General features: G+C 35.4%; 25 protein-coding genes, 1 pseudogene and 1 other annotated feature. Of the genes and pseudogenes, 12 read left to right on the top strand and 14 right to left on the bottom strand.

Features of this window, described 5'->3' with window-relative positions:
- The first annotated feature begins 183 nt into the window (after window positions 1-183).
- The 3 genes from BG05_RS06775 (at window position 184) to BG05_RS06765 (ending at window position 3,307) form a co-directional block, all read left to right on the top strand.
- A complete protein-coding gene (locus BG05_RS06775) occupies window positions 184-849 on the top strand; it encodes a response regulator transcription factor (RefSeq protein WP_000148832.1) in 666 nt (221 codons plus the stop codon).
- On the top strand, window positions 827-2,266 hold the full coding sequence (locus tag BG05_RS06770; protein WP_002129818.1) for a sensor histidine kinase: 1,440 nt from the start codon (window positions 827-829) through the stop codon (window positions 2,264-2,266). Before BG05_RS06775 ends, BG05_RS06770 begins: the two co-directional genes overlap by 23 nt.
- A 138-nt stretch (window positions 2,267-2,404) precedes the next feature.
- Window positions 2,405-3,307, top strand: coding sequence for an EamA family transporter (locus BG05_RS06765; protein WP_002015976.1), 903 nt, complete (start codon window positions 2,405-2,407; stop codon window positions 3,305-3,307).
- Window positions 3,308-3,502: 195 nt separating this feature from the next.
- On the opposite strand, the gene metG is transcribed toward BG05_RS06765, so the two are convergent.
- Entirely contained in the window at window positions 3,503-5,137 is a 1,635-nt protein-coding gene (metG, locus tag BG05_RS06760) for a methionine--tRNA ligase (RefSeq protein ID WP_002184703.1), read from the bottom strand.
- Window positions 5,138-5,187: 50 nt separating this feature from the next.
- Window positions 5,188-5,458: a binding site (T-box leader), on the bottom strand.
- On the opposite strand from metG, the gene BG05_RS06755 reads away from it, so the two are divergent.
- From BG05_RS06755 to BG05_RS06740, 4 genes are all read left to right on the top strand, one after another.
- Window positions 5,422-6,390: a class I SAM-dependent methyltransferase gene (locus BG05_RS06755; RefSeq protein ID WP_003192230.1), complete on the top strand. Its 969-nt coding sequence runs from the start codon at window positions 5,422-5,424 to the stop codon at window positions 6,388-6,390. (Overlaps the previous feature by 37 nt.)
- Before the next feature lie 413 nt (window positions 6,391-6,803).
- Entirely contained in the window at window positions 6,804-8,498 is a 1,695-nt protein-coding gene (locus BG05_RS06750) for a methyl-accepting chemotaxis protein (RefSeq protein ID WP_002129822.1), read from the top strand.
- A gap of 228 nt (window positions 8,499-8,726) precedes the next feature.
- Entirely contained in the window at window positions 8,727-10,418 is a 1,692-nt protein-coding gene (locus BG05_RS06745) for a methyl-accepting chemotaxis protein (protein ID WP_002129823.1), read from the top strand.
- Between the two features lie 120 nt (window positions 10,419-10,538).
- Window positions 10,539-10,856, top strand: coding sequence for a metal-sulfur cluster assembly factor (locus BG05_RS06740; RefSeq protein WP_000082522.1), 318 nt, complete (start codon window positions 10,539-10,541; stop codon window positions 10,854-10,856).
- 44 nt (window positions 10,857-10,900) lie between these two features.
- Here the strand turns inward: BG05_RS06740 and BG05_RS06735 are convergent, their stop codons facing one another.
- From BG05_RS06735 to BG05_RS06705, 7 genes are all read right to left on the bottom strand, one after another.
- Window positions 10,901-12,550, bottom strand: coding sequence for a M4 family metallopeptidase (locus tag BG05_RS06735; RefSeq protein WP_002143675.1), 1,650 nt, complete (start codon window positions 12,548-12,550; stop codon window positions 10,901-10,903).
- A 209-nt stretch (window positions 12,551-12,759) separates the two neighbouring features.
- Complete coding sequence (locus BG05_RS06730) at window positions 12,760-13,458, bottom strand: pirin family protein (RefSeq protein ID WP_002129827.1); 699 nt, start codon at window positions 13,456-13,458, stop codon at window positions 12,760-12,762.
- 50 nt (window positions 13,459-13,508) lie between these two features.
- Window positions 13,509-13,919 (bottom strand): MarR family winged helix-turn-helix transcriptional regulator, encoded by a 411-nt coding sequence (locus BG05_RS06725; protein ID WP_002129828.1) that lies wholly within the window; start codon window positions 13,917-13,919, stop codon window positions 13,509-13,511.
- A gap of 113 nt (window positions 13,920-14,032) precedes the next feature.
- The gene (locus tag BG05_RS06720) at window positions 14,033-14,467 is read right to left on the bottom strand and encodes a DUF3920 family protein (RefSeq protein ID WP_002129830.1); all 435 of its coding nucleotides are present in this window, start codon (window positions 14,465-14,467) and stop codon (window positions 14,033-14,035) included.
- 136 nt (window positions 14,468-14,603) lie between these two features.
- Complete coding sequence (gene uptA, locus BG05_RS06715; RefSeq protein ID WP_003192241.1) at window positions 14,604-15,197, bottom strand: undecaprenyl phosphate transporter UptA; 594 nt, start codon at window positions 15,195-15,197, stop codon at window positions 14,604-14,606.
- An 81-nt stretch (window positions 15,198-15,278) separates the two neighbouring features.
- Window positions 15,279-16,478 (bottom strand): cation:proton antiporter, encoded by a 1,200-nt coding sequence (locus tag BG05_RS06710; RefSeq protein WP_002129832.1) that lies wholly within the window; start codon window positions 16,476-16,478, stop codon window positions 15,279-15,281.
- A complete protein-coding gene (locus tag BG05_RS06705; RefSeq protein WP_001026068.1) occupies window positions 16,479-16,976 on the bottom strand; it encodes a cation:proton antiporter regulatory subunit in 498 nt (165 codons plus the stop codon). It lies immediately after the preceding gene.
- 409 nt (window positions 16,977-17,385) lie between these two features.
- Here BG05_RS06705 and BG05_RS06700 point away from each other — a divergent pair, with 409 nt between their 5' ends.
- The 3 genes from BG05_RS06700 (at window position 17,386) to BG05_RS06690 (ending at window position 20,254) form a co-directional block, all read left to right on the top strand.
- Entirely contained in the window at window positions 17,386-18,819 is a 1,434-nt protein-coding gene (locus tag BG05_RS06700; RefSeq protein WP_002184697.1) for an alanine/glycine:cation symporter family protein, read from the top strand.
- Window positions 18,820-19,058: 239 nt separating this feature from the next.
- Window positions 19,059-19,499, top strand: coding sequence for a Dps family protein (locus tag BG05_RS06695; RefSeq protein WP_002034654.1), 441 nt, complete (start codon window positions 19,059-19,061; stop codon window positions 19,497-19,499).
- A gap of 557 nt (window positions 19,500-20,056) precedes the next feature.
- Entirely contained in the window at window positions 20,057-20,254 is a 198-nt protein-coding gene (locus BG05_RS06690; protein ID WP_000656312.1) for a hypothetical protein, read from the top strand.
- Between the two features lie 105 nt (window positions 20,255-20,359).
- Here the strand turns inward: BG05_RS06690 and BG05_RS06685 are convergent, their stop codons facing one another.
- The 3 genes and pseudogenes from BG05_RS06685 to BG05_RS06675 form a co-directional block, all read right to left on the bottom strand.
- Window positions 20,360-20,863, bottom strand: coding sequence for a DinB family protein (locus BG05_RS06685; protein WP_002131303.1), 504 nt, complete (start codon window positions 20,861-20,863; stop codon window positions 20,360-20,362).
- 417 nt (window positions 20,864-21,280) lie between these two features.
- A pseudogene (locus BG05_RS06680) lies at window positions 21,281-21,562 on the bottom strand (hypothetical protein).
- Window positions 21,563-21,681: 119 nt separating this feature from the next.
- Window positions 21,682-22,260, bottom strand: coding sequence for an LOG family protein (locus tag BG05_RS06675; protein ID WP_033707925.1), 579 nt, complete (start codon window positions 22,258-22,260; stop codon window positions 21,682-21,684).
- A gap of 73 nt (window positions 22,261-22,333) precedes the next feature.
- On the opposite strand from BG05_RS06675, the gene BG05_RS06670 reads away from it, so the two are divergent.
- Entirely contained in the window at window positions 22,334-22,657 is a 324-nt protein-coding gene (locus BG05_RS06670; protein WP_002089472.1) for a MazG nucleotide pyrophosphohydrolase domain-containing protein, read from the top strand.
- A 53-nt stretch (window positions 22,658-22,710) separates the two neighbouring features.
- Entirely contained in the window at window positions 22,711-23,217 is a 507-nt protein-coding gene (locus BG05_RS06665) for a ferritin (RefSeq protein ID WP_002034655.1), read from the top strand.
- Between the two features lie 25 nt (window positions 23,218-23,242).
- On the opposite strand, the gene BG05_RS06660 is transcribed toward BG05_RS06665, so the two are convergent.
- The 3 genes from BG05_RS06660 to BG05_RS06650 all read right to left on the bottom strand — a co-directional run bounded on the left by BG05_RS06660 (window position 23,243) and on the right by BG05_RS06650 (window position 26,427).
- Window positions 23,243-23,476 carry a hypothetical protein gene (locus BG05_RS06660; protein ID WP_002184696.1) on the bottom strand — a complete coding sequence of 78 codons (234 nt, stop codon included), beginning with the start codon at window positions 23,474-23,476 and terminating at the stop codon, window positions 23,243-23,245.
- Between the two features lie 92 nt (window positions 23,477-23,568).
- A complete protein-coding gene (locus BG05_RS06655) occupies window positions 23,569-24,750 on the bottom strand; it encodes a NupC/NupG family nucleoside CNT transporter (protein WP_002129840.1) in 1,182 nt (393 codons plus the stop codon).
- A gap of 495 nt (window positions 24,751-25,245) precedes the next feature.
- Entirely contained in the window at window positions 25,246-26,427 is a 1,182-nt protein-coding gene (locus tag BG05_RS06650) for a NupC/NupG family nucleoside CNT transporter (protein WP_002184694.1), read from the bottom strand.
- Window positions 26,428-26,675: the final 248 nt, after the last annotated feature.

The raw sequence follows: 26,675 nt of genomic DNA, 5'->3' as shown, positions 1-26,675 counted from the left end.
ACAATACATACTATAATAGAACTACTGTAATTCTGAACTATTCAGTGACACTAAACAATCCCCCTTGCTACTTTCATTACTATTTTATAGCGGGGGCTTATTATATGTATAAACAATCTGAGTCATCCGAAAAATGACGAATTCGAATATTGCAGTAAAAAGCGTTATTTAGGAGGTGTTACTATGACGCATATACTGGTGATTGAAGACAACCCAGATATACAAGAACTTATTCGTGAATTTCTAATGGCACAAAACTTTACTGTTGATGTAGTTGGTGCTGGAACAGAAGGCATTCTTCTTTTCCAAAAAAATTCATACGATCTTGTCCTCCTCGATGTAATGTTACCAGATATAGATGGCTATAGTATTTGTAAAATTATGCGAGGACAATCTGATGTACCAATCATTATGTTAACAGGCTTACATAATGAAGAAAGTGAAATTAAAGGATTTGAGTTAGGTATTGATGACTATATTACAAAACCGTTCCATTACACCGTATTTATAAAACGTGTAGAAGCTGTATTAAGAAGGGCAGCAACAAAGGAAGCAGAAGCTGCAACTATACTACAATTCCATGAATTGATGTTAAATTCTACAGCATATGCCGCTTATGTTCATGGTAATCAAATTGAATTGACTACAAAAGAATTTGAAATTATATATACTTTACTGCAAAATCGGGGAAAAGTACTATCAAGAAGTGATTTGTTGAATAAGGTATGGGGCTATGAACATTATGGTGATGTGAGGGTTATAGATACACATATTAAAAACTTACGAAAAAAATTAGAAATTCCTTATATTAAAACGGTGAAAGGCATTGGCTACAAAATCGAATCTTAGCAAAGACAACATCACCAAAAATATATTCATCAAAACCTTATTATTTTGTATTCTATTATCACTTTGTCTTTATCAAATTATTTATTTTCTAGCCTCAAATTACGATAAAGATCGTTTGAAAGCTTCTGGAACGCAAACTGCGGAACAAGCGGAATCAGACAAACAAAACGACCAAAGTAAAACAAAGCAAAATAAAGCTGTGTCAGAGAGTAGCATCTCTAATTTTCAATCTTCTCAAATAGACATGAAAACACTCTCTACAGCCATCAATCATCTTTTGCAGCCTAGCCAAACTGCAAAAGCAAAAGAACATGCACAAAATATTCCGGGGAAAAGTAACACAACGTCTTCACTTACAGAAGCTGAAAAGCAAGTTACTAACAATGATGCCTTACATACACAAAATGCAGCAAGTAAAGCAAATGATACACATGATAATCCAAAGTTAACAGATGTGTTGCAGCAGTTAGCTCCACATATTGGGGCGACAATGCTTGCATTATCTCTGCTTGGATCTTTAATCTACGCAAAAATAATCGCCAAACCTTTCCGATATATGAGCGATGCTTTAAAAGATATTATGAATCTTGATTTCTCAGATAAAAAGCTACTTAACAAAAATATAGATCAAACAGATTTTAATTTGCAAGTAGCTGCCTCACAAGTACCTACTATTGTGAAAAATTTACATGAAAGCAATCAAGATTTAAGAAATGAACTCAAGAAGGAACAACAGTTAGAACAATCTCGTAAAGAATTTATGTCTATGATATCCCATGAATTAAAAACACCAATCGCAGCCGTTATGGGACAACTCGATGGCATGATTCACGGAATTGGCGCTTATAAAGATAGAGATAAATATTTAAAACGTTCATATGAGATGATGCAAGATATTAACATATTAACGGAAAAAGTGTCAGAATTATCCAAAATACAAAACCCTCAATTTAAACCAAATTTAAAAGTTATCTCATTAACTAATATTATTGAGGACGTTATAAAGAAAGTAGATTATTTTGTATCTGTAAAACAATTAAATGTTCAATCTAACATTAAACAAGATGTACAAATTTTAGCTGATCCTAAATTTATGCAAACTGCTATTTTTAACATTATTTCAAATGCAATTCATTATACAATTGACCATCAGCATGTATATATAAAACTTTATGAAAAGCCAAACGGTTACGCATTAGAAGTATTAAATACAGGTTCTCAAATTGATGAAGATAAACTTGCCCATTTATTTGAACCATTCTATCGCGCAAATCCTGACAAACATGGCTTAGTACAAGGTAGTGGTCTTGGGTTATATATTGTAAAACAAATATTAGATAAACATCAGTTTCCTTATGGAATACAAAACACACCTCAAGGTGTAAAATGCTCCATTGTATTCCCAAAAGCAATGTAAAACCTACTCTAATTTCATACCCCAAATTCATACTTCGTATGAATGGCGGAATTTTGTAGAGTATCTTACTCTGTTTCGTTCGCCCGTTATCCTTATTTGGATAGCGGGCGTTTTTTATTATTTAAAAGGAGGATTTTTATGGAGAAGTTTAAGTATTCATTACTAGTTTTATTCGGCGCTTGTAGCTACGGCGTACTTTCAACTATTTTTAAACTCGGATTCATCGACGGATTTTCCGCACACCAACTACTAGGAGGGCAATATGTCTTCGGATGGATTGGACTACTTTTACTCGTTCTGTTCTTTTCACGTCATAAAGTATCAAAAAAACAATTCTTTTCGTTACTAACAGTCGGCACAACAATGAGTATGACAGGTATTTTCTATGCTATTTCCGTAGAAGAATTGCCAGCCTCTATCGCTGTCGTTTTACTCTTTCAGTTCACTTGGATTGGTGTAGTCATCGAAGCGATTGCCAACCGGACATTCCCAAGCCGTGAGAAAGTTATATCTATTATTATTTTATTTACTGGTACATTGTTTGCTGGTGGAGTATTTGAAGGTCTTGGACAAAACTTTTCTACGAAAGGTATTATTTTCGGACTATTAGCTGCCGTCTCTTTCTCATTCTATGTATTTGTAAGCGGGCGCGTTGCTACAGATGTTCCGCCTTATACGAAAAGCTTTCTTATGACAACAAGTGCTACTCTTATTGTATGCTTATTTTTCCCGCCTACCTTTTTAACGGACGGCGCTTTACAAGCAGGCCTATGGAAATATGCTTTCTTCCTTGGACTGTTCGGGGTTATTATACCTGTCATTTGTTTTTCAATTGGGGTACCAAAAGTCGGAACGGGACTTGGTACAATATTAGGTGCAGCTGAATTACCAACAGCAATTATCGCTTCTATTACACTTGTTCATGAAGTTGTATCGCCAATGCAGTGGATTGGTATTGTGGTTATATTACTCGGTATTTTCACACCACAACTACTTACTGCTAGGAAAGAAAAAAAACATAATCGTGTGCATAGTGCGTGACAACATCAACTTGTATATAAATGTGAATAAAGTTACGATATGTTAAACTTTATTACTACCTTCAAAATAACATATGATATTGCGGCTATTATTCTCGTAATCCTTGCTGTGCTTTTCTTTTTGAAAGATAAGAAAGAGGGTTATACAGCATAACAAAAGACCTTTCATTTATTTGAAAGGTCTTTTCCTTATATTTCACTTTACCGCTCCATATAACTTCTCTACCTCATGTTCAATTTGTTTTACATCGATTCGCTCAAATAATGGCTGCACATTATCAATTCGGTTTGGCAACGTATTTTGAGGTTCCCAATTTACTTTAACACTCGATAATGTATTTCTAACTCTTTCACTTGAAAACGGTAAAAATGGTTCAAGCAGTTGTGCAAAGTTTGCTATTAGGTAAACACAATTATAAATTGTTTCCTCACATGAAACTGGGTCGTCTTCTCTTTGTTTCCAAGGCTGCTTTTCATCAAAGTATTTATTTGCAAAGCGTACTGCATCAAATATTGTTTCTAGTGCCACCTTAAATTTAGTTTGTTCAATCGCCTCTCCTACACTTTTATATAATCCTTCTACTTTATCTTTCAGCTCTACATCAATACTTCCCTTCGGTACAGTACCACCATAATATTTTTCAATAAACTTTAATGTCCGGTTCACAAAGTTCCCGTATGCACCTAACAATTCACTATTATGACTGTAAATGAATTCACGCCATGAAAAATCAGTATCACGATTTTCTGGTGCGTTAACTGTTAAAAAGTAACGAATAGAATCGGGATTGTAGCGTTCTAATATGTCTGGCACCCATACTGCCCAGTTTTTACTTGTCGATAATTTTCTTTTTTCTACTGTTAAATACTCATTCGAAACGATATGACGCGGGATCGCTTCTTCTCCTATTCCAAGTAATACCGCTGGCCAAATGATTGAATGAAACGGAATATTATCCTTACCATGTACATAATATGTTTCCGCTTCTTTATCCCAAAACTCTTGATCATCTTTCCCTGTTTCTTCAGCCCAATTTTTACTCGCCGAATAATATCCTGTCACTGCTTCAATCCATACGTAAATTTTCTTATCTTCATATCCTGCCACTGGAATTGGTACCCCAATTGGTAAATCACGTGACACTGCCCTATCTTGTAATCCTTCCTTTAAATATCTCTCTGTTAATTGAATTGCATTGTCGCGCCATGTTCCTTTCTGCTTTGCAATTTCTACGGCCTCTTTAATTTGCTGCTGAAATTTATGCAATGCAAAATAGAAATGCTCTGTTTCCTGTACTGATGGCGTACTACCACATAACTTACATTTCTTTTCTAACAAATCGAGTGGATCTAAAATAGCGGAACAAGCATCGCATTGATCGCCCCTTGCTGCTTCATGACAATGCGGACAAATACCTTCTACATATCGATCCGGTAAAAATTGCGTACACGTTTCGCAATAAGCTTGTTCAACTACTTTTTTATAAATATAACCTTCTTCTAATAGTCGCAAAAAGACTTTTTGAACAGTTTCATGATGATGCTCGCTATCTGTACGTGTATAGCAATCATAAGTAAAACCAAGGCTACGAAAACATCGCTCAAACTCTTCGTGATACTTATCAGCAATTTCTTTCACCGTCACACCGTCTTGCTTTGCTCTAATTGTAATCGGTGTTCCATTACAATCACTTCCTGAAACATACAACACATGCTCACCTTTTGCCCTGTAATAACGTGCTAAAATATCTCCTGGTAACAAACTAGCAATGTGTCCAAGGTGTAACGAACCATTTGCATACGGCCAAGCGCCTCCAATAAAAATACTCATCTTATATTCCTCCTTTAAAATATAAAAAGCCCCGCCCTTATCTTAAAAAAGATAAGGGCGGGGCTGTATAAACAGTCGCGGTACCACCTTATTTCGTCAGTCATTCGCATAACTAACCTTAACAAGTACGGAGCTATATGCTCTTATACTGTGGTTTTGATAACGAGTACCAACTCTCGTCGCCGCCTACTATTATCATTTGATAAGTTCAGGACGAAGCTCAAAGGCCATTGTTCAAATGAATATTCTTGCTTCTTCTCAGCTACCGAAGCTCTCTGGAAAGAATGGTTCCATTCTACTTTTCCTTTTCAACGCTTTTATGTATAAAACGTATTTTACGACTTGACAACAGAAAAATCAAACTTTTATTCAAAAAAACAGGAAATCCTACTCATTCACCGAATAACTATACGTTCACAAAAGGAGTGATAAAATTGAATCAAAAACAACTAAGTACTATTAATGAAAAAAGCTGGAACGCAGCTGCTTATGAAGCTTGGACAAATCGCCACGGGGCGCCAGAGGATTATGCGAAAAAGCTCATGGAAGATCCCGTGCGCGAGGTAAATCATTATTTACCTTACATACAATCTCCAAAAGGAAAGCGTATTATTAATTTACTCGGATCAAAAGGAAATAAAGCAGTTGCTCTTGCTCTTTTAGGAGCCGATGTAACAGTTGTAGACATTTCAGCAAGTAATGAAAAATACGCAACCGAACTAGCCGAAGCTGCTGGTGTCTCTATCCAATACATCGTCTCTGATGTACTGGATGTAAATCTTTCCGAATCATTTGATGTCGTATTGCTGGAACTTGGTGTACTTCATTACTTTTTAGATTTAAAACCACTCTTTCAAAAGATTGCTAACTTACTTAAACAAGATGGAATGCTTATCCTTCGTGACTATCATCCTATTTACACTAAATTATTAGGTGTAGATCATCCATCATTTCGGGCCAATGGAAATTATTTCGATGAAGAATTGATTGAAGATGATGTTGCTTATAGCATTCTTCTTACAGAATCGCAGAAAGAATCATTACCGAAGACAAACATACGCCGCTGGACGTTAGGAGAAATTGTTACAACACTTGCGGAAGAACGTTTTAAAATTGAAAAGCTAGTTGAAGAACACGGGTCTCATCAAAGGTGGGTTTTCCCTTCTACTTCACCCGAAGGAATTGAAGAACGTATACCAGGTCTATACACATTAATTGCGACAACATGCAAAAAAGGATCCCTTCACGGATAGGATCCTTTTTTTGCATGCTTACGCATATAAGTTGAGGTTGGAGATTACCATAATTCTGTAGAATAGGACACAAGATATTTCAACATTCGTCTCTGACTTACGTCGTCAAAAAGGGGTATGACCAACATAACGAAGAGTAATGTTTAGTTGATAGTGATAATCGTTATCAACTAATTAGAAGTATACAGGATGTTATTTCAAATTACAATACCATTTCTGATTTTTATTTATGAATTTTTTGATATACAAATGTATACATTTTAAGAACATTTAATCACATTAATCTGCCATATTCCATTATCTGCTATAATTTTCATTGAACAGATTAATAACTTCTTAATTATGTTTTTATTAGTTTCGTTCTCAATATTTATAAATTACAATAAATAGTTTTTAAAAAGGTAGGGGTAACAATGAAATATGTTAGCATTCGAAAAAAACTACTGTTCACACTCTTAAGCATTTCTTCCTTATTTAGCATTGCTCTTATTGTTATTCTTTCATTCGCGATGAATCAAGCAAGTGAAATCGAAACATTAAAGAATGATGTATCGAAAAGAGCAACGATTTTAAAAGAACGTGGCGATTGGTTCCAAGCGCAAGTCGCTGGTTTACAAGAATATTTACTATCACATGACCAAAAAGGATTGGATAAATTCAACCGGGAAGGAAAAAAACTAGCTGATACTAGGGAGAAAGTAACAAGTGATAAAAAACTCCCAGAAGGAATGAAAGAGGCCATTTTAATGGGAGCAAAATGGCGCAGCGTCGTAGATAATGAAGTCCTCCCTCTTGCACGGGAAGGAAAATGGGATGAAGCATCCAAAATTGCTCTTGCTCAAACAGATTATGTAAATGATCTTTTAAGTCGTTTTACTAAATATGCAAATGAAGAAAATGACAAACGGGACGTATTAATTGCTGACGTAGAGTCTTCTTCATCCCTTATTCAATATATTATTTTCTTCTCACTCATTACATGTACATTAACGTCTATTCTATTGGCATGGTGGTTCTCTGGTAAACTCGTTAAACCGATTCGACAAATTGATGCGAAGTTAAAAGAATTAGCTTCTCAAGATGGCGATTTAACCGCTAGATTGCACGTAACGAGTAAAGATGAAATTGGTGACATCGCAAATTCCTTTAATCAAATGCTTGCTAACTTACAGCGTATAATAAAGCAAGTTCAACAAACATCAACAAGTGTAAAAGAAGCTTCTGAAAATGTGTTTATCGAAACAACTGCTTCTATGGAAAATACCGCAAAAACTAAAGAGACTATGAATGCTCTTGAGCACAATATTCGTTCACAAGTTTCTAGCATTGAAGAAAGTTCAACCGCAATGGATGATATGGCAACGAGTGTTCAGCGCATTGCACAAGCTGCCTCTTCTGCCGCTAGCCTAGCTGTTACAACTTCTGAAAAAGCAGATGATGGAAATAAAGTCATTGAAAAATCTATTACACAAATGCATACAATTAACGAAGCTGTTAACGCTACATCACAAGTGGTAGAGCGACTCATTACACATACGAATCATATTGATACTGCACTTCAATCTATTTCTAATATTGCCGAGCAGACGAATTTGCTCGCTTTAAATGCTTCTATTGAAGCGGCCCGTGCTGGTGAACACGGAAAAGGATTCGCTGTTGTTGCCGATGAAGTACGAAAACTTGCTGAACAATCTCAGCTAGCAGCAAATGACATTAACCATTTACTTCATCAAATTCAAGCGGACACAAAAATAGCAAATGACATGATGACACAAGGTCAGTCAGAAGCTTCTGAAGGAATTACAGTCATTCGTACCGCTGGATCTTCATTCTCAGAAATTGTTAATCACATTAACAATTTCTCTACACAAATACAAGAAATGTCTGCAACTGCTGAAGAAATGGCCGCAAGTTCTGAAGAAATGAATGCTGCTTTAAATAATATCGCTTCTATTTCAAATGAAGTTGCTGCCGAAACATCGAAAACAGCAACTTCAGCTGGTGACCAAGTAAACAAAATGAGTGTCGTTGCTAAAAAATCATCAGAAATGAAAACAATTGTGCAAGAACTTGAAGTGCTCGTTTCTCATTTCAAAACAAATAGTTAAAATGAAAATTTCATTTATACTTCTACGAACTCTAAATTGTTAGAAAGAGCGATTTAGAGTCTCTCTTTTTTCACGCTAAAATATCTCTTTCTATCTCCCATTCTGTCTGCTATAATTCCTAAAGGAAAGAAGAAAGCTTTATTCCAGATGGAGTAAAGCTTTCTTTCAATTTTTTACATTAATTAATTAATTCTAATACTAAGATTTTACAAGGAGGATTTTTATCATATGAATTTTATTAGCATTCGAAAAAAACTAATGTTCATGATGGGAATGATTTGCGCTTTATTCGGCATCGCCTTAGCTTTTATTTTATTCTTTACCATGGATCAGTCTCATAAAGCTGAAACATTACAAAAAGAAATTTCTCCTCTTGCAACAGAATTGAAAGAGCGCGGAGACGCTTATCAAGTACAACTTTCTGCTTTAAGAGGTTATTTACTACAACATGATCAAGTCGAATTAGACAAGTTTAATGAGATGAGTAAACGTCTTGAAGATACAAAAGGGCAACTTCTTTCTAACCCTAACACTTCTCAGTCCGTGAAAAGCACAATGGAATTAGGATCCACTTGGAGAAAGTTCATTGAAGAGAAAGTATTCACTCTTGCAAAAGAACAAAAATGGGAAGAAGCTTTACAAGTAGCTTCTACAGAGAATGGCACTGTTTATAAAGTAATCGGTGATTTCACAAATTACACTAATGAACAAGCTAAATTACGTGAACAATCTATTGAAAAAATCGATCAATCTTCACTACGAATTGAATATGTTGTCTTCTTATCACTTGTTATTTGTATTGTAACTGCAATTATTCTTGCATGGTGGTTCTCTGGTAAGCTTGTAAAACCAATTCAACAAATTGATACTAAACTAAAAGAATTAGCCTCTCAAGAAGGCGACTTAACAGCCCGTCTACAAGTAAATAGCAATGATGAAATCGGTGCTATTGCTACATCATTTAATAAAATGTTAGAAAACTTGCAGCATATCATTAATCGTGTTCAAAAAACATCTGTAGAAGTACAAACAGCTTCTGAAAATATGCTAGAAAAGACTAATACATCACGCGAGGCAACAATAAGAGTTCAAAGCTCGATGTCCAACTTAAATTCAAGTATTCAATCGCAAACTTCTAGTATGGAAGAAAGCTCGACTGCGATGGATGATATGGCAATAAGTGTTCAGCGTATCGCTGAATCTGCTTCATCTGTAGCCGAACTTGCTGTAGCTACATATGAACACGCTAACGACGGAAGTACTGTTATCCAAAAATCTGTTTCACAAATGACAACGATACATGAAGCTGTAAATGCTACATCAGAAGTAGTCGAACGTCTAATCACCCATACGAAATATATTGATACGGCTGTACAATCTATTTCTAATATCGCTGAGCAAACGAATCTACTTGCTTTAAATGCTTCTATTGAAGCGGCTCGTGCTGGTGAACAAGGAAAAGGATTTGCTGTCGTAGCTGATGAAGTTCGTAAACTTGCGGAACAATCAAAAACAGCGGCAAAAGATATTAACCAATTGCTTCATCAAATTCAAAATGATACGGAAACTGCTAGCTCTATGATGTCTCAAGGCCGCTCTGAAGCATTTGAAGGCATTACTGTCGTTCGTGAGGCTGGTACTTCTTTCACAACAATTGTTGAACAAGTAAATAAAGTATCAACTCAAATGCAAGACATATCAGCAACTGCTGAAGAAATGGCTGCAAGCGCTGAAGAAATGAACGCTTCACTTAATAACATCGCTTCTATTTCAAATGAAGTATCTAGTGAAACAGCCGCAACGGCACAATCTGCTGAACAGAAAGTCATCGTGATGAATGAAATGACTCTCACTGCAAAACAAATGAAACAAACAGTTGAAGAATTAGATCAGCTTGTATCTCATTTTAAAACTGAATAGCTTTTCAAAAAAATATTCCTCTCTCAGGGAGGAATATTTTTTTGAGCTCATTTCCTGCACTTATCCCGCATATCCGTTATAATGAGAACCGATATCATTAATATTTAGGGGGTGCTACACATGTCACAACAAGCATTTGAAGAAAAGTTATATGCAAACTTAGAAGCTGTTATTGACCCTGAGCTAGGTGTTGATATTATCAATCTCGGATTAGTTTATGACGTTACAGCGGATGAAAATAATAATGCTGTCATTACAATGACGATGACTTCTATCGGTTGTCCAATGGCTGGCCAAATCGTATCAGACGTTAAAAAAGTATTATCAACGAACGTACCTGAAGTAAATGAAATAGAAGTAAACGTTGTATGGAATCCGCCATGGACAAAAGAACGTATGTCGCGTATGGCGAAAATCGCATTAGGTATTCGTGACTAAATAAGGAAAAGACCTGACAATCCAGTCAGGTCTTTTTTCTCTTATTATTTTACTCCTACAGCGTCATAAGCTTTCGTTACAGCTTGTACCTCTTTAGAGTTTTTACCGAATAAATCTTCTGCTGATTGAAGTGCAGCTTGACGCATCATTTTGAAATCAGAGTTTGCAGTTAAATATTTTGTAAGAGCACGATAGTAAATTTTTTCTGTCGCTTCGCGGCCCACTCCAGTTACTTTCACATTGTAATGCGTGCCGCCCTCAGACACTAAATACGCCGCCTTATTATTAATACTACTGTTAATATGAACGCCGCCATTATCAGCTGTTCCAGTATAACGTTTATTATAGTGATCTGGGTAACCTTCACCTGGTTTTAATGGGTTTGGAATAGATGCTGGATCCTTTAGAGAACGAAGTGCATCTCCAGGTTTACCAGGTGTATAAATATCAGCACCTAAATCCCAGCTCTTCTTCTCAACCATGACGCCCATAATATCAGATAACGATTCATTTAACGCTCCTGATTCATTTTTATATACAAGGTTTGCTGTATGTTCAGTTACAGCATGCGTTAATTCGTGGCCAATAACATCTAGCCCTGCTGATAATGGAATAAATGTCTTACCATCTCCATCACCATACATCATTTGCACACCGTTCCACGCTGCGTTATTCCAAGATTCACCTACGTGAACAGCAGAAATAAGTTTTGCACCTTTATCATCGAAGGAGTTACGGTTAAATGTCTTTTTATAATAATCATATACTTTTCCTGCATTCACATGCGCATCAACTGCCGCTTTATCTTCGAAGAACTTAGATTTACTTGCAATTTCTTCTCCTGTATATCCAAGAATTTGTGAGAATAAATTAAACCAGTCTTCGTTCATATTCTCTGCATCAAATGTATGGACACCTTGTCCTCGTGTACCATCAAATAAGTTGAACGCTCCTGTTTTCGTATCTTGAGCAATTTCAAATGATTGTCTAGCACCTAATACTCCGTAACCAAATCCAGTAATGTTATCTACAGCATTATATTTCTCAATAACATTTCCATTTGTTGCATCAACAAAGTAATGCCAATATCCTGGAGCTGGTTTCGAAACCGACGCTTTTACAAGATATGCAAGATAGTATTGACCATCTTTTTCATACACATATAAATCTTTTTTCACACCATCATAATTCTTTACTTTACCAATTTCTTTCTCAATATTAGCTTTTGCAATCGTTTCTGCTTGTTCCGCACTAATACTTGCAGATGTAGGAATATTTTTATCATCTAAACTCGGAATAACTTGTCCGAAAAATGCTTTTACATTGTTCTCTTTATCAAGCGTAACTGTTTGATCTGAACCATACACAGGAATGTTATTATGCTTCTCAACTAACTTCACATGTGTTGTACCAGACTCAGCATCTTTTTCTTCACCAACGATATTGAAATGTTTGTCAATATTTCCTGCTAGTTTAAACATATCTTTTTTACTCTCTAAATATTGAAAGACCGTCTCTTTTTTATCTAGTCCTTCCGGCGCTTTCCATTCTTCACCTATGTAAGCTGGTGTTTTAAACTCTTGGTGATACTGGATTTTTTGCTCTTCTGCTTTCGTCGTAGTTGCTCCAAATGCCCCAAACCCACTTGCGATAACAGTTAATGCTAATGCTGATGAAATTACTTGCTTTTTCAATCTAACACTCCCCATTTCCCTAAAAGTTTTTAACACCTTTATAAATATTCTGAATAATCTCTCTAATACCTGCTCTCAAAAATTGAGAAAGTTTTTTCTGATAATTAAACTCACCAAAAAGAGGACATCGAAAAACGATGTCCTCTTTCCTATAACTTTTCATTCCGCTATTTATATGCTGGAAAGCCACCACTGATTAAAGCCTCACTTTATTGCATTTTCATTTCAATTGCTAAATAGTGAGACTTCTCTTTCGCTTGAATGCGAATATATTCTTCTACAGCCTCCGCTGCATCACGCATTACAAGTGTTTCACCGTTTACAACGCTGCTACCTTCAATTTGTACAATGTACAATTGACGTCCTTCTTTAACAGGGAAATGAATTTCTTTACCAGCTTCTAATGATAAAGAATATAAATTTGCATCTTGGTGAATATGAATTGGTGCATCTCCATCAGAAGGAGATACCATATGGAACCACTCATTTTCACGTTTACTCCAATCAAATTTAAACTCACCATAGTTCGGTTTATGACCGTCGCGGTCTGGTAAAATCCAAATTTGCAATAACCGTAATGTTTCACTTCCTAAGTTATGCTCACTGTGAAATACACCAGTACCTGCACTCATATATTGAACATGCCCACGCTCAATTATCCCGCGGTTCCCCATACTATCTTCATGTGTTAATTCACCATCTATAACGTAAGAGATAATCTCCATATCACGGTGCGGATGCATATCAAAACCAGTTTGTGGCGCTATTAAATCATCATTCATAACACGTACTGCTCCAAAATTCATGTTGTTTGGATTATAATAATTTGCAAAGGAAAAATGAAAATGTGTATTTAACCAACCGTGATTTGCTCTTCCCATATTTTTATGATCAACTTTTCTAAACATATCCTTCACCTCATATTATCTCGAAATCGAGATAATTATTTTTAATTTTATCACTGCAACTTCTTCAGCAATTCTAATAATTGTTTTTGTTCTTCTCTATTTAACTTATCAAATTGCTCTGCTTGAAATGTTTCTTGCGGCGGGACTATTTCTTCATATAGAACCTTTCCCTTTTCTGTTAATGAAATATATTTCGTAGTACCTTCTTGTTCACGCTGAATCCAATCTAGTTGCTCCATCTTATTTAAAAGTTGAGTAACATTTCCTTTCGTAACAAACAACTTATTTCCAAGTTCTTGCTGCGTTAAACGATCGTTTCCTCCAATTTGAACTAATACATCAAACTGAGCGGCAGATACATTCCACTTTTTCAAATGCTGATTCGTCTCACGAATACTTCTATTATAAAAGCGTGATAAACGAAACCATAATAGTACTCCAAGTCTTTCCCCTGCTTTCATTCCATCACCTCGCTCATTTGATACTATTAGTTTAGAACTAAACTTATTAAAGGTCAACTACTTATTTTTAATTAGCAATAAATAAAAGCACAGTGATTTTTCTCCACTATGCTTCAGATTAAATTTCTATTTTTATATTCATCTAGCTTCCTCTCCGCGAAACGCCTCGCATCTTTCTCAATCCATCTTTCTTCGTATAGTTCATTTCCAACATATAGTACATCGTCCTTATGCTGCATCGCATGCCTGAATTCATGCAATAGCGTTTTGAGCACTTGCTCATATTCTTCCCACATACAAACGAAAATTAATTGTTTTTCTTTATGATAAAAACCACCTACTGGGAATAAAAACTCCTCTTCTTCTTCTCCTAATGATAAAAGTACATGATTCGCATCACACGTATCACAAAAAATAACTGGCGTTGCACTTACTTCAATAAGAGAAAACAAATCATTTCTTAACTTTTTGACATCCCAAGGAAGCTCCGAATCCAACACATACCAATTCTCGACTTGTTGATATACATTTTGAAACTGGAGTTCCATTTCTCAATAATCCCCTTCCTAAACTCCCTTTTCCTATATATATGCCACAATATGGTAAATATTAAACATACACTTTCATCCTTTAAAAAATGACGATAAAAAAGAATCTATGTCAGCATAGATTCTTTTTCCGTAATCACTTTTTTTTCATCATTTTTTTTAATATAAAATAACCAATTGCACAAACAATAGCAGCAAGTGCAAAGTATTTCACATATGGCCCAGCTACTTTATTAATACTTTCCCACTCTGTTCCTAATTTAAAACCTAAATATATAAATACAATTGACCATGGAATAACAGCTAGTGTAGTTAGCGTAATAAACTTAGCATGTGACATTTTCGCAATACCCGCTGGTATCGAAATAGCATGACGCACAACAGGAATAAAACGCGCTGTAAAAATAACACCAGTTCCGTAACGATTAAACCACGCTTCAGCATAATCAATATGTTTCTTCTGAATCAAAATATATTTTCCATATCGCTCAAGAACAGGTCTTCCTCCGTATCGACCGATCCAATAAATGAATAGTTGTGCGATTACACCACCAATTGTACCGAACGCGACAGCCCCCCAAAATGTAATGCTTCCTGTTGATACTAAATAACCTGCATAAGATAATACGATTTCACTTGGGATAACCTCTATCATTAATCCCAGCATAATTCCCCAATAACCAAGTCCTTCTAGAAAAACTAAAACTGAATGAATCAACTCTCCTAACATCATTTACCTCTCTTTACTGTTTTCATTGCAAAAAATAAAAGTACAAGCAGTAAATATCTTGTACTTTTATTTTTTCAAAATTTATCTAGTCTTCGTATCCCACTTAAAGATTTTATTTAAAAATTTATATACATTCTTTGACTCTTTCGTCAGAAGTGGACCTAAGATCGATAGTATAAGCACGTATAGTGCTGAGAATGGTTTCAATACCGACATTAACCCACCCGCGATACCGATATTAGCCATAATGATTGAGAATTCTCCCCTTGAAACGATTGTTAATCCAATATTTGTTGATGCTTTATGAGATAATCCGGCTTGTCTTCCTGCAATCATCCCTGCTACAAAGTTTCCGATTATCGTCAGAAGTACAGCACCTAACGTTAACCATATTGCTCCGCCCAATGAAAACGGATCGATACTTAATCCGAAACTGAAGAAGAAGATAGCTCCGAAGAAGTCTCTAAATGGAACAACAAGATGTTCAATTCGATCACTATGCTCTGTCTCAGAGAAAACTAACCCTAAAAGAAGTGCCCCGATTGCTTCTGCAACGTGAATTGTTTCTGAAAAACCTGCAATAAAGAACAACGAAGCAAATACTACAATAATAAAAATTTCATCTGAACTAATATTGAGCAATCTATTTAATAACGGCGTTGCTTTTCTAGCCACAATAAAGAATAGAAGCATATATCCTAAAGCAATTCCAATTGACGTAAGGGCACCTAAGAAGGAAGCGTGATCCCCAAGAACTAAGCCAGAAACTACTGATAAATATACAGCAAGGAATATATCTTCAAACATAATAATTCCTAAAATTAATTCGGTTTCATTATTACCAGTTCTTCTTAAATCAACTAATACCTTTGCAACGATAGCACTAGAAGAAATCGTAATAATACCCGCAATAATTAAGATTTCGAGTAACGGGAATCCCATTATAAATCCGTATAATAATCCTAGTGAAAAGTTAATCAAAATATAGATTGTTCCGCCAATCGCGATAGAACGTCCAGATTTAATTAGTTTTTTCATCGAAAACTCTAATCCCAGATAGAAAAGAAGGAACAGAACACCAATCCTTCCAAGGAAGGATATCACACTTGCACTTTCAATAAATTTGAGATCGATAACACCTATTGTCGGCGCGTGCGGCCCTACTAACATGCCAAGAACAATTAGAAAAGGAATTACTGAGAATTTAAACTTTCCAGCGATTACCGCCGCAATTGCTACTAAAACTAAAGCTGTACCAACTTCAAAAATTAAAGTATCCATCTAGTCAGTCCCCCTATTCGAAAGTAATTCATTAATAATCTTTTTAATTTCTTCTCTCTCACCAGAAACTACAAGCATATCTCCTTCTTCAATCACCGTGTCTGGACCTGGATTAAATAGCTTTTTCATATTCTTTTTCATAACTGCAATTATCGTTACGCTATATGTTTTTCTTATTTCAAGGTCGCCAATTGTTTTTCCGATTGCCGGAGCTGCATTCTCCACTTTAAACCACTCAATTGCTAAACCTTCAAAGACCATCTCAACATTTTCTAATGCTCTAGGTTTGTATACCATTCCACCTAATATTGCTGCAATTTGTCTCGCCTCTGAGTCACGTAATGAAATACTTGAGATGCTTTCTTCATGATCTGAATCAAAATGATACATTTCTCTACGCCCATCATCATGAATGACGATCACCATCTTTTCGTTACCTTTCGTAACGATTTGAAATTTATAACCAATACCCGGAAGTTCACTTTCTCTAATATTCATATTTAGCTCCTCCATAACTTCTTTATTTTAATTTTCTGTTTTTCTGTCTTTTGTTCATCCAATCAATTTTAGAAATTCTAACCATTCAGGATACCTATGACTTGGAAATCTTTTATTGTAATAATAAGTGGCTCCTAAAAAGATACTTAAAGATGTAATGATAAAAAATAAATTACTTCTTATTTTCAAACTCTTAAGACTTACTTTCAATAAAGATTCTTCTTTCAAATTATCCCCTCTTTTTCGCTTTAAATTTAGTTTTTTAAAATGTAAATAATTCTAAAAATATTACGATGTAACATAATCATAACACAAAGAACGTTTAAGTAACATGATTTTTTAGAAAAATTGATTCTGGTATATTTTTTGCATATAATTTTCTTATTATGAAAAAAAGGAAGTGTATTATATGGTTGATATCTTTAGCAGATTCCTTGAGGTAACGAATAATATTTTATGGTCATATATTCTTATTGCAATGTTAATCGGCTTCGGTCTTTATTTCTCTTTCAAATTAAAATTTGTCCAAATTACTCATTTCCGTGAGATGGTCAGTTTAATTAGTAAAGGATTTAATCGAAAAGAAAAAAAGAAAGATAGCATCTCTCCATTCCAAGCATTTTGCTTAAGTGCAGCGGCACGTATCGGTATCGGAAACTTAGCTGGTGTAGCATTAGCCATTTCAATGGGTGGACCTGGCGCAATATTTTGGATGTGGTTTATCGCTATCCTTGGAGCAGCTACTAGTTTCGTAGAATGTACGCTCGCGCAAATTTATAAAGTAAAAGATGGAAGCAGATTCCGTGGTGGACCAGCGTATTACATGGAAAAAGGGTTAAACAAACGCTGGATGGGTGTTTGGTTTTCACTTCTTATTACAGTTGCGTACGGATTAATTTTCAATTCTGTACAAGCAAACACGGTAACAATAGCATTTGAAAATGCTTTTGGACTAGAGCGAACGATCGTAGGAGCTCTATTAGCTTTATTAGTTGCAGTTATTATTTTTGGTGGTATCAAGAGCATTTCACGTATTACAGAAATGATTGTTCCTCCAATGGCAATCATTTATATCGGCGTAGCTGTTTTTGTCGTAATTAACAACTTCACTATGTTACCAAGCATTTTTACAGAAATATTTAACAGCGCATTTGGTTTAGACCAAGCTATCGCTGGTGGTATTGGAGCAGCAATCAAATTCGGAATTCAGCGCGGTTTATTCGCGACAGAAGCAGGTATGGGTAGCTCTCCTAATGCAGCAGCAACATCAGATGTATCTCACCCTGTAAAACAAGGACTTGTTCAAGCATTAGGTGTTTTCGTAGATACATTCTTAGTATGTACATCAACAGCGTTTATCGTATTATGTTCTGGACTTTACAAAGGATCGAATTTAGAAGGTATTGAATTAACACAACAAGCATTAAGTTCACAAATTGGACCGTGGGCAAGCACTTTCTTAGCGATTATTATTTTCCTATTCGCTTTCAGTTCTTTACTAGGAAACTACTATTATGGTGAAACAAATATCGCATTCATTAAAGAAAGCAAAACATGGTTACTGATTTATCGTGTTGCAGTTGTCGGAATGGTGTTCTTCGGATCTATCGCTGCCCTTCAAACGGTTTGGAGTTTAGCTGATTTCTTTATGGGACTAATGGTATTTACAAACTTAATTGCCATCTCATTCCTTAGCAAGTTCGCCTACGCAGCATTAGTAGACTATATTAAACAAAAGAAACAAGGAAAAGATCCTGTCTTCGTTGCAAGTTCTATCCCTGGCTTAAAAAATACAGAGTGTTGGGATGGGCAAGATTTAGAAGAGAAGAAACAAGTTGGATAACAACTAAAAGCGGAAGAGGCTCGCAGGAAAAAGCGAAGCCACCGAATATTCTAGCCGCTGGAGCTATATAATAAAAAATCCCTATTACTTCATAGTAATAGGGATTTTTTATTTACAACCGTTCATAATTTGTTCAAATTAATTCCAGCAAAAGGGTTGATTTATACAAATTACTAGATTATAATAATTATAAATTAGTAATTCATATAAAATAATAACTCAAGAGGAGATTGATCATAATGAATACACAAGTAATCGAAGCATTAAACAAACAAGTAGCAAACTGGAGCGTTTTATTTACAAAACTACACAACTTCCATTGGTACGTAAAAGGACCTCAATTCTTCACACTACATGAAAAATTTGAAGAGCTTTACACAGAATCAGCTACTCACATCGATGAAATCGCAGAACGCATTTTAGCAATTGGCGGCAAACCAGTAGCAACAATGAAAGAATACTTAGAACTATCTTCTATTCAAGAAGCAGCTTACGGAGAAACTGCAGAAGGGATGGTCGAAGCAATCATGAAAGACTACGAAATGATGCTAACTGAACTGAAAAAAGGCATGGTAATCGCTCAAGAATCTGACGACGAAATGACATCTGACCTACTACTAGGCATCTACACAGAACTAGAAAAACACGCTTGGATGCTACGTGCATTCTTGAATCAATAATATATTTAAAAGCTCCGGTGGCTCGTTCAGAATCGCAGGACATTGGAGCTCTCGACCTTGAAGCGCTTTTTGCTTCGAGCGAGAGAGCGAAATGACCGGAGATTCTAGCCGCTGGAGCTGGATACCACTTAAAGCGGAAGCGGCTCGTTCAGAGTCGCTTTTTTCTATTGATTGGTCGCACTTGATAATACATAAAATTATATCGATCGCAACTCACGATATATCAACGTTTCGACAAAGAATATCGCTTTACCAACAAATCACGACAATAATAGCACTCCCCTCCTCTACTTTTATCAATATATTACAATCTCTTTTATCCCGCATTAACGGGCAGTAAGATCCCCACCTCAAAATCCAGCGAAAGCAAAGAAGATAGGCGGTGGATCAGCTGCCCATAAAAGCCCGATTGGTGAGGGCTAATAATCAGTGGGGGATGCCCCCCACTGATTAAAGTTTCACTTTATGTTAAAATATAGGAAACACCCTTTAGTAATTAGATCCAAAAAGCTTGTCCAAGTTCATCATTTACTACTTAAATGACGGGAGTGGTTCAGTTGAAAGACTACTTAATTAGAGCATTTTTTGCGTTAATAACAGTTGGGATTCTCTTACTTATAGCTAATATTTTCAACATACGTGTCGAGGTTAAAGACTATGCTTTCCTCGTTGTTGTAGCTATTGGTGGCGGTTGGGGTGGCTGGTACCTGTATAAAAAACAAAGTAATCAAAATGATAAAGGCATTCCGAAATAATATGGAATGCCTTTTTTCTCTAATACATAATTAAGCTTAAACCACTAATAAAAGCAGTCCCCAAAAACATCATACAATCCATATTCTATAGTAAATAAAAAGAATTCATTTTGAATATAGAAATAGTCCAAAATCTTGCATAACAGAGGTATGCCCCATTTGCCGCAACATTGTGGCTATATTCCCACGGTGATATGCTCCGTGGGTGACGACGTGTATTATTGTTTCAGAAACCGTCGTATCCAGGAGCCCAGCATACGGATTATCAACCTCAAACACTTTTTCATAATCTTGTTGACTACTTAAAAGTTCTTTATATCGTTTAGATAATTCATAAAAACTAGTTTCCATTTCCTCAATATTTTTTGTTTCTAGCTGTTCTTTCAATTGGTCTGTGTGTACCATTGCATCACTCATACTTTTACCAGAAATAATCTCAAGCCAGGCTAAATCTGTGAGGTATATGTGAGACATTACTTTTGCCACCGAAGAAAAACCACTCTTAACTTCCTTATGGAAAATGTCTTGCGGTAGTTCTTTTAAGCGATTTAAAATAACTTCATTTGCCCATAAGTGGTAGTTATACATTTTTAATACCGAACGCCCCATGCTCATTTCTCCTCCAATTTTCATTTTAATGATTAGATTATGATACATAGCTGATTAAAAATCCCCAAAGGATTAGACCTATAAAATTTATTCTGATTCCGATTAGAAAAACCTCTATTAACTTCATAAAAAACATTCGCCATCTTCCACAATCTGACCCTTTAACGGAACAATTCTATGTCACTCAATAATTCCTTACTCACCATTTATTCAGATGTTCTTTTTTTAAGTCAGCAAAACATACCTCCATCTACTTCACCTCTTCCAACGATTTCACATCTCACTATCAATATATTTAACCAAATTAAAAACACATGCTTTTTTAAAATAAACTTACATGCGTTTCCAAAAATCTATATAAAAAACAAAGTAATCAAAGTGATAAAGGCATTCCAAAGTAATACGGAATGCCTTCTTTTATTGCCGTCTATAATAAATAATAAAATTCAAACCGCTAATACAGCCAAGTGCAATAAACATGCCAAAACTCTGTGCATCCCCAGCTAGATTATACTCATCAACGATAAACCCAGACATAAACAACGTTATCGCGGCAACACCGATACACAATATCGAAATAAACCAAAGCGAAAATTCATTAATTAGCTCTTTCTTCTATGTTGAAACAATGAGCATAACAAGAATAGATGCTGCTAATATACTTTTAAAAACAGGCCGTAAATACACAAACTCCTCCATCTATTTCTCCTTCCCCAAAAAACATTATATCTCATCATTAACATATTTAACCAAATTAAAAACACATGTCTTTTTGCGATAAAAAGACATGTGTTTCCAAAATCCACTATAAAAATGTACTATGATAACTGCTTCCACTTCGTTCCCAAAACAGGACGCTCGTAATTTTGTATTTCATGAATTAATTTAGCTGCCGTCTCAGCTGAAACAATCAACTCTTTATTCGACGGGTTCATAAAGCCTTCTTCAGCTGCGCGATCAACCATTTGCAGAATTGGTCCGTAGAAGTCTTTAATGTTTAATAAACCAACTGGCTTATCATGTATACCAATTTGTGACCAACATACAACTTCAAATAGCTCTTCAAATGTTCCGTATCCGCCTGGTAATGCAATGAAAGCATCCGCAAGCTCTGCCATTTTTGCTTTACGTTCGTGCATCGTTTCTACTTCAATTAATTCTGTTAATCCTGTATGAACGATTTCACCACGGAATAAACCACGCGGCATAACACCTGTTACACGTCCACCTAAACGAAGAACTTCATTCGCTACTTCTCCCATTAATCCAACGCATGAACCGCCGTATACAAGCTCATAATCGTTCTCAACAAACATTTTCCCTAACTCTATTGCCTGCTCTTTAAATTCTGGTCTTCCCCCTAAATTTGAACCTGCAAACACACAAATCTTTCTCATTCCTACACCCCGAAACTATATATTGTTATGATACAATGAGTATTGTACAACATATTGAAGGGATGAGGAAGAAATGGATATCGTCGCATTTCAAAGATGGGTGGAGGAATTTTACGAAAAACGAAGCTGGTCACAGTACAACTCCTTTATTCGCTTAAATTTCTTAACTGAGGAAGTTGGGGAAGTTTCACGCGTTGTTCGCGCAATTGAAATCGGTCGTGATCGCCCTGATGAACAAACGAAAACACAAGAAGAGCTAAAACAAGAACTAAAAGAAGAACTTGGTGATGTACTATCTAATCTTATTGTTCTTTCACAAAAATATGATTTGGATTTACAAGACATTATGGAAACACACGTTACAAAGCTTTCAAAAAGATTCGAAACATCTAAATGAGAACATTATCAATTGTGATATAATGTTCTTGTCAAAATAATAAGGGGGATTTTATGTTATCTAAAAAATTGCACGACGCACTAAATGAACAAATGAATTTTGAATTTTACTCTGCCCACGCTTATATGGCAATGGCTGCTTACTGTACAGCGGAAAGCTACGATGGATTCGCTAACTTTTTCCTTGTACAAGCTGAAGAAGAGCGTTTCCACGCAATGAAACTTTACAACTACATTAATGACCGCGGCGAGCGCGCTATTATTACTGGATTTGATCATCCTAATAACGAATATGATTCTGTATTGAATGCTTTTGAAGTAGCACTTGAGCACGAGCGTGAAGTAACGAAGCGCATTTATCACTTATCTGATATCGCTTGGGATGAGCGTGAACACGCAACAATTACCTTCTTAAAATGGTTCGTTGACGAGCAAGTAGAAGAAGAAGCTTCATTTGATAGCATCATCCAAAAATTAAAACGTATTACAAGCGATTCAAACGCATTATTTATGCTAGATGCTGAATTAGAGAAACGTACATTTACGCCTCCAGCTGAGTAGTATTCCAATCACCTTAATGAATGTATTAAGGTGATTTTTTTATTTCTTCTCTAAGCTGAATAACCCTCGCCACATCCTTCTTATAAAGCTCTGAAACCTTTTCAACAAAGTCACTATGAGTAAACGTCCCATCTCCTACCCCTACTATACTTAAATACCCATGTATAAATTTCAAAAACGCTCTAGCATCTTCTCCAGTTAATTGATCAATGTTCTCTATAATCTCATCAAACTCCCTTAAACTATCTCGTTCTTGCACCCTAATCCCCCCTCTCTATATTATTTATCATACCAAAATAAAAAAGTCGTTCATCCCTCTAGGCGAGAGATAAACGACTTCGTTTGTTTTTATTAAAGCATAACCCCAACGATAACCGCTGATAATATACTTACTAACGTTGCACCGTATACAAGTTTTAATCCGAATGAAGATACAACGTTTGCTTGTTTTCCATCGATACTCTTCGTTGCACCTGCGATAATTCCGATAGATGAGAAGTTCGCAAATGATACAAGGAAGATTGATAAAATACCTACTGTACGAGCTGATAAATCGCCAGCTACTTTTCCAAGATCAAGCATCGCAACAAATTCGTTTGTTACTAATTTCGTCGCCATAATTTGTCCTGCTGTTAGCATCTCTGATGTTGGAATACCCATTACGAATGCTAATGGTGAGAAGATGTATCCTAAAATGCTCTGGAATGTGATTCCGAAAATAGAATCGAACACACCGTTAATTGCTGTAATTAATGCTACGAAACCGATTAACATCGCCGCTACTGTTACAGCGATAGAGAAACCTAGCATAATATATTCGCCTAACATTTCAAAGAATGTTTGTTTCTTATCTTCTTGTAATTCTAAAATGTCATCTTCTTCGTTCACATCATACGGATTAATAATATGAATGATAATAAATCCACTAAATAAGTTTAGTACAAGTGCTGTTACTACATATTTTGGATCAATCATCTTCATATAAGAACCAACGATTGACATCGAAACTGTTGACATTGATGATGCACAAAGTGTGTATAAACGATTTTTCGGTAATTTGCTTAATTGATCTTTTACTGTAATAAATACTTCACCTTGGCCGACAATTGCCGCTGCTACTGCATTATATGATTCAAGTTTTCCTAAACCGTTAATTTTACTTAATACGAAACCGACTGCACGAATGATAATCGGTAAAACTTTAATATGTTGTAAGATTCCAATTAGTACTGCTAAGAAAATAATTGGTAATAATACTGTTAAGAAGAATGGTGCTTGTCCATCATTTGCTAGACCACCAAATACGAAATTAACCCCTGCTTCCGCAAATTTTAAAATAGCGCCAAATCCATCTGCAATCCCTTTTACTAATACAAATCCGACCTTTGTATTTAGTAAGAAATACGCAAGTACCAATTGAATTACAAGCATAACTGCAATTGGTTTATATTTAATTTTCTTACGATCTGAACTTATAAGGAACCCTAGTACAAATACTACAAGTAAACCTACTAGAAACATTACTAGTTTCATATGTGAATCCTCCACTTCTCCCACGAGTTATTGGTCGTATAACGAATGACGTCTGACCATTGATGTTAAAAAAATTTAAAACCCCTAAATATTATTCAACTGTTATCTAAAATCAGTAAGCGTTTACATAAATTGCAATTTATAAAAGGTAGCCTCTTCTCTCCTAACATACTTGAAAGTCTGAAATTGATACCACCTACAAATCAAATTGTAAGCGTTAACTAATTGAAATGCAATATAAATTTTAAAATATTTTTATATGTTAATATATTCCTAAATAATTGGTTTTTTCATGTAAATTTACCATAAAAAAATAGCCCTAGCTATGAGCTAGGACCATCTTTTTTACCCCGCTTTAACGGGCAGTAAGACCCCCACCTCAAAATTCAGCGAAAACAAAGAAGTTAGGTGGGTGATTAACTGCCCGTAAAAGCCCGATTGGTGAAGGCTAATAATCAGCGGGGGATAAAGCCCCCCACTGATTAAAGTTTCACTTTATAACATAACACCAACGATAATCGCCGATAAAAGACTTACTAATGTCGCACCGTATACAAGTCGTAATCCGAATGATGAAACAACGTTTGATTGGTTTTCATCGATTCCTTTCGTTGCACCTGCGATAATTCCGATAGATGAGAAGTTCGCAAATGATACAAGGAATACAGAAAGAATACCGACTGTACGAGCTGATAACTCACCAGCTACTTTCCCCAGATCAAGCATCGCAACAAATTCGTTCGATACTAATTTTGTTGCCATAATTTGTCCCGCTGTTACCATCTCTGATTGCGGGATACCCATTACGAATGCTAATGGTGAGAAGATATATCCTAAAATAGCTTGGAATGTAATACCGAACACTGAATCAAACAAGCTATTGATTGCTGTAATTAATGCTACGAAACCAAGTAACATCGCTGCTACTGTAATCGCAATCGTGAAACCGAGCATAATATATTCGCTTAACATTTCAAAGAATGACTGCTTTTTCTTATTTTCTAACTGCAATGTATCTTCTTCTTCCGTAATATCATACGGGTTAATAAGATGAATAATAATGAAACCACTAAATAAATTTAATACAAGTGCTGTTACTACATATTTTGGCTCAATCATTTTCATATAAGAACCAACGATTGACATCGATACTGTCGACATGGAAGATGCACATAATGTATATAAACGATGTTTTGGGATTTTACTTAATTGATCTTTTACTGTAATAAATACTTCTGCCTGCCCAACAATTGCGGCCGCTACTGCATTATATGATTCTAATTTTCCTAAACCATTTACTTTACTTAGCAGAGTACCAATAGCACGAATAAATATCGGTAAAATTTTAAAGTGTTGCAGAATTCCGATTAACACTGCAAAGAATACGATTGGTAATAAAGCTGTTAAGAAGAATGAAACCTCTCCTTTATTAACAAGACCACCAAACACGAAAACGATTCCAGATTCCGCATATCCAAGAAGTGCTCCAAATCCATCTGAAATTCCTTTTACTAAAATATAACCAATTGGCGTATTTAATAAGAAATACGTTAACGCTAGCTGAATAACAAGCATAATTGCGATTGGTTTATACTTGATTTTCTTACGATCAGAACTTATAAGAAAGCCGAGTACGAATACAACTAGTAGTCCTACAAGAAACATAACAAACTTCATTAATAAAATCCTCCATTTAACTCTTCATTAACGTTGAACGTCTGACTACTCAAAACAAGGAATAATCCGAACTTTCCATTTCTCCTCCAAAATCTTCAATCGGATATGAAAAACCATAAAATCTCTTGTCTCAAAGCCATTTTCCATTCTAACACAAATTATAACTCACATCCGCACTTTTCTTAAAAAAATACATTTCATTATAAAACACTCATTAACGTTCGTATTTTCCCTCTTCCTTTAGTTTA

Source organism: Bacillus mycoides (genome assembly GCF_000832605.1).
GTDB lineage: Bacteria > Bacillota > Bacilli > Bacillales > Bacillaceae_G > Bacillus_A > Bacillus_A mycoides.
This window is presented reverse-complemented; position numbering and strand designations above follow the sequence as displayed.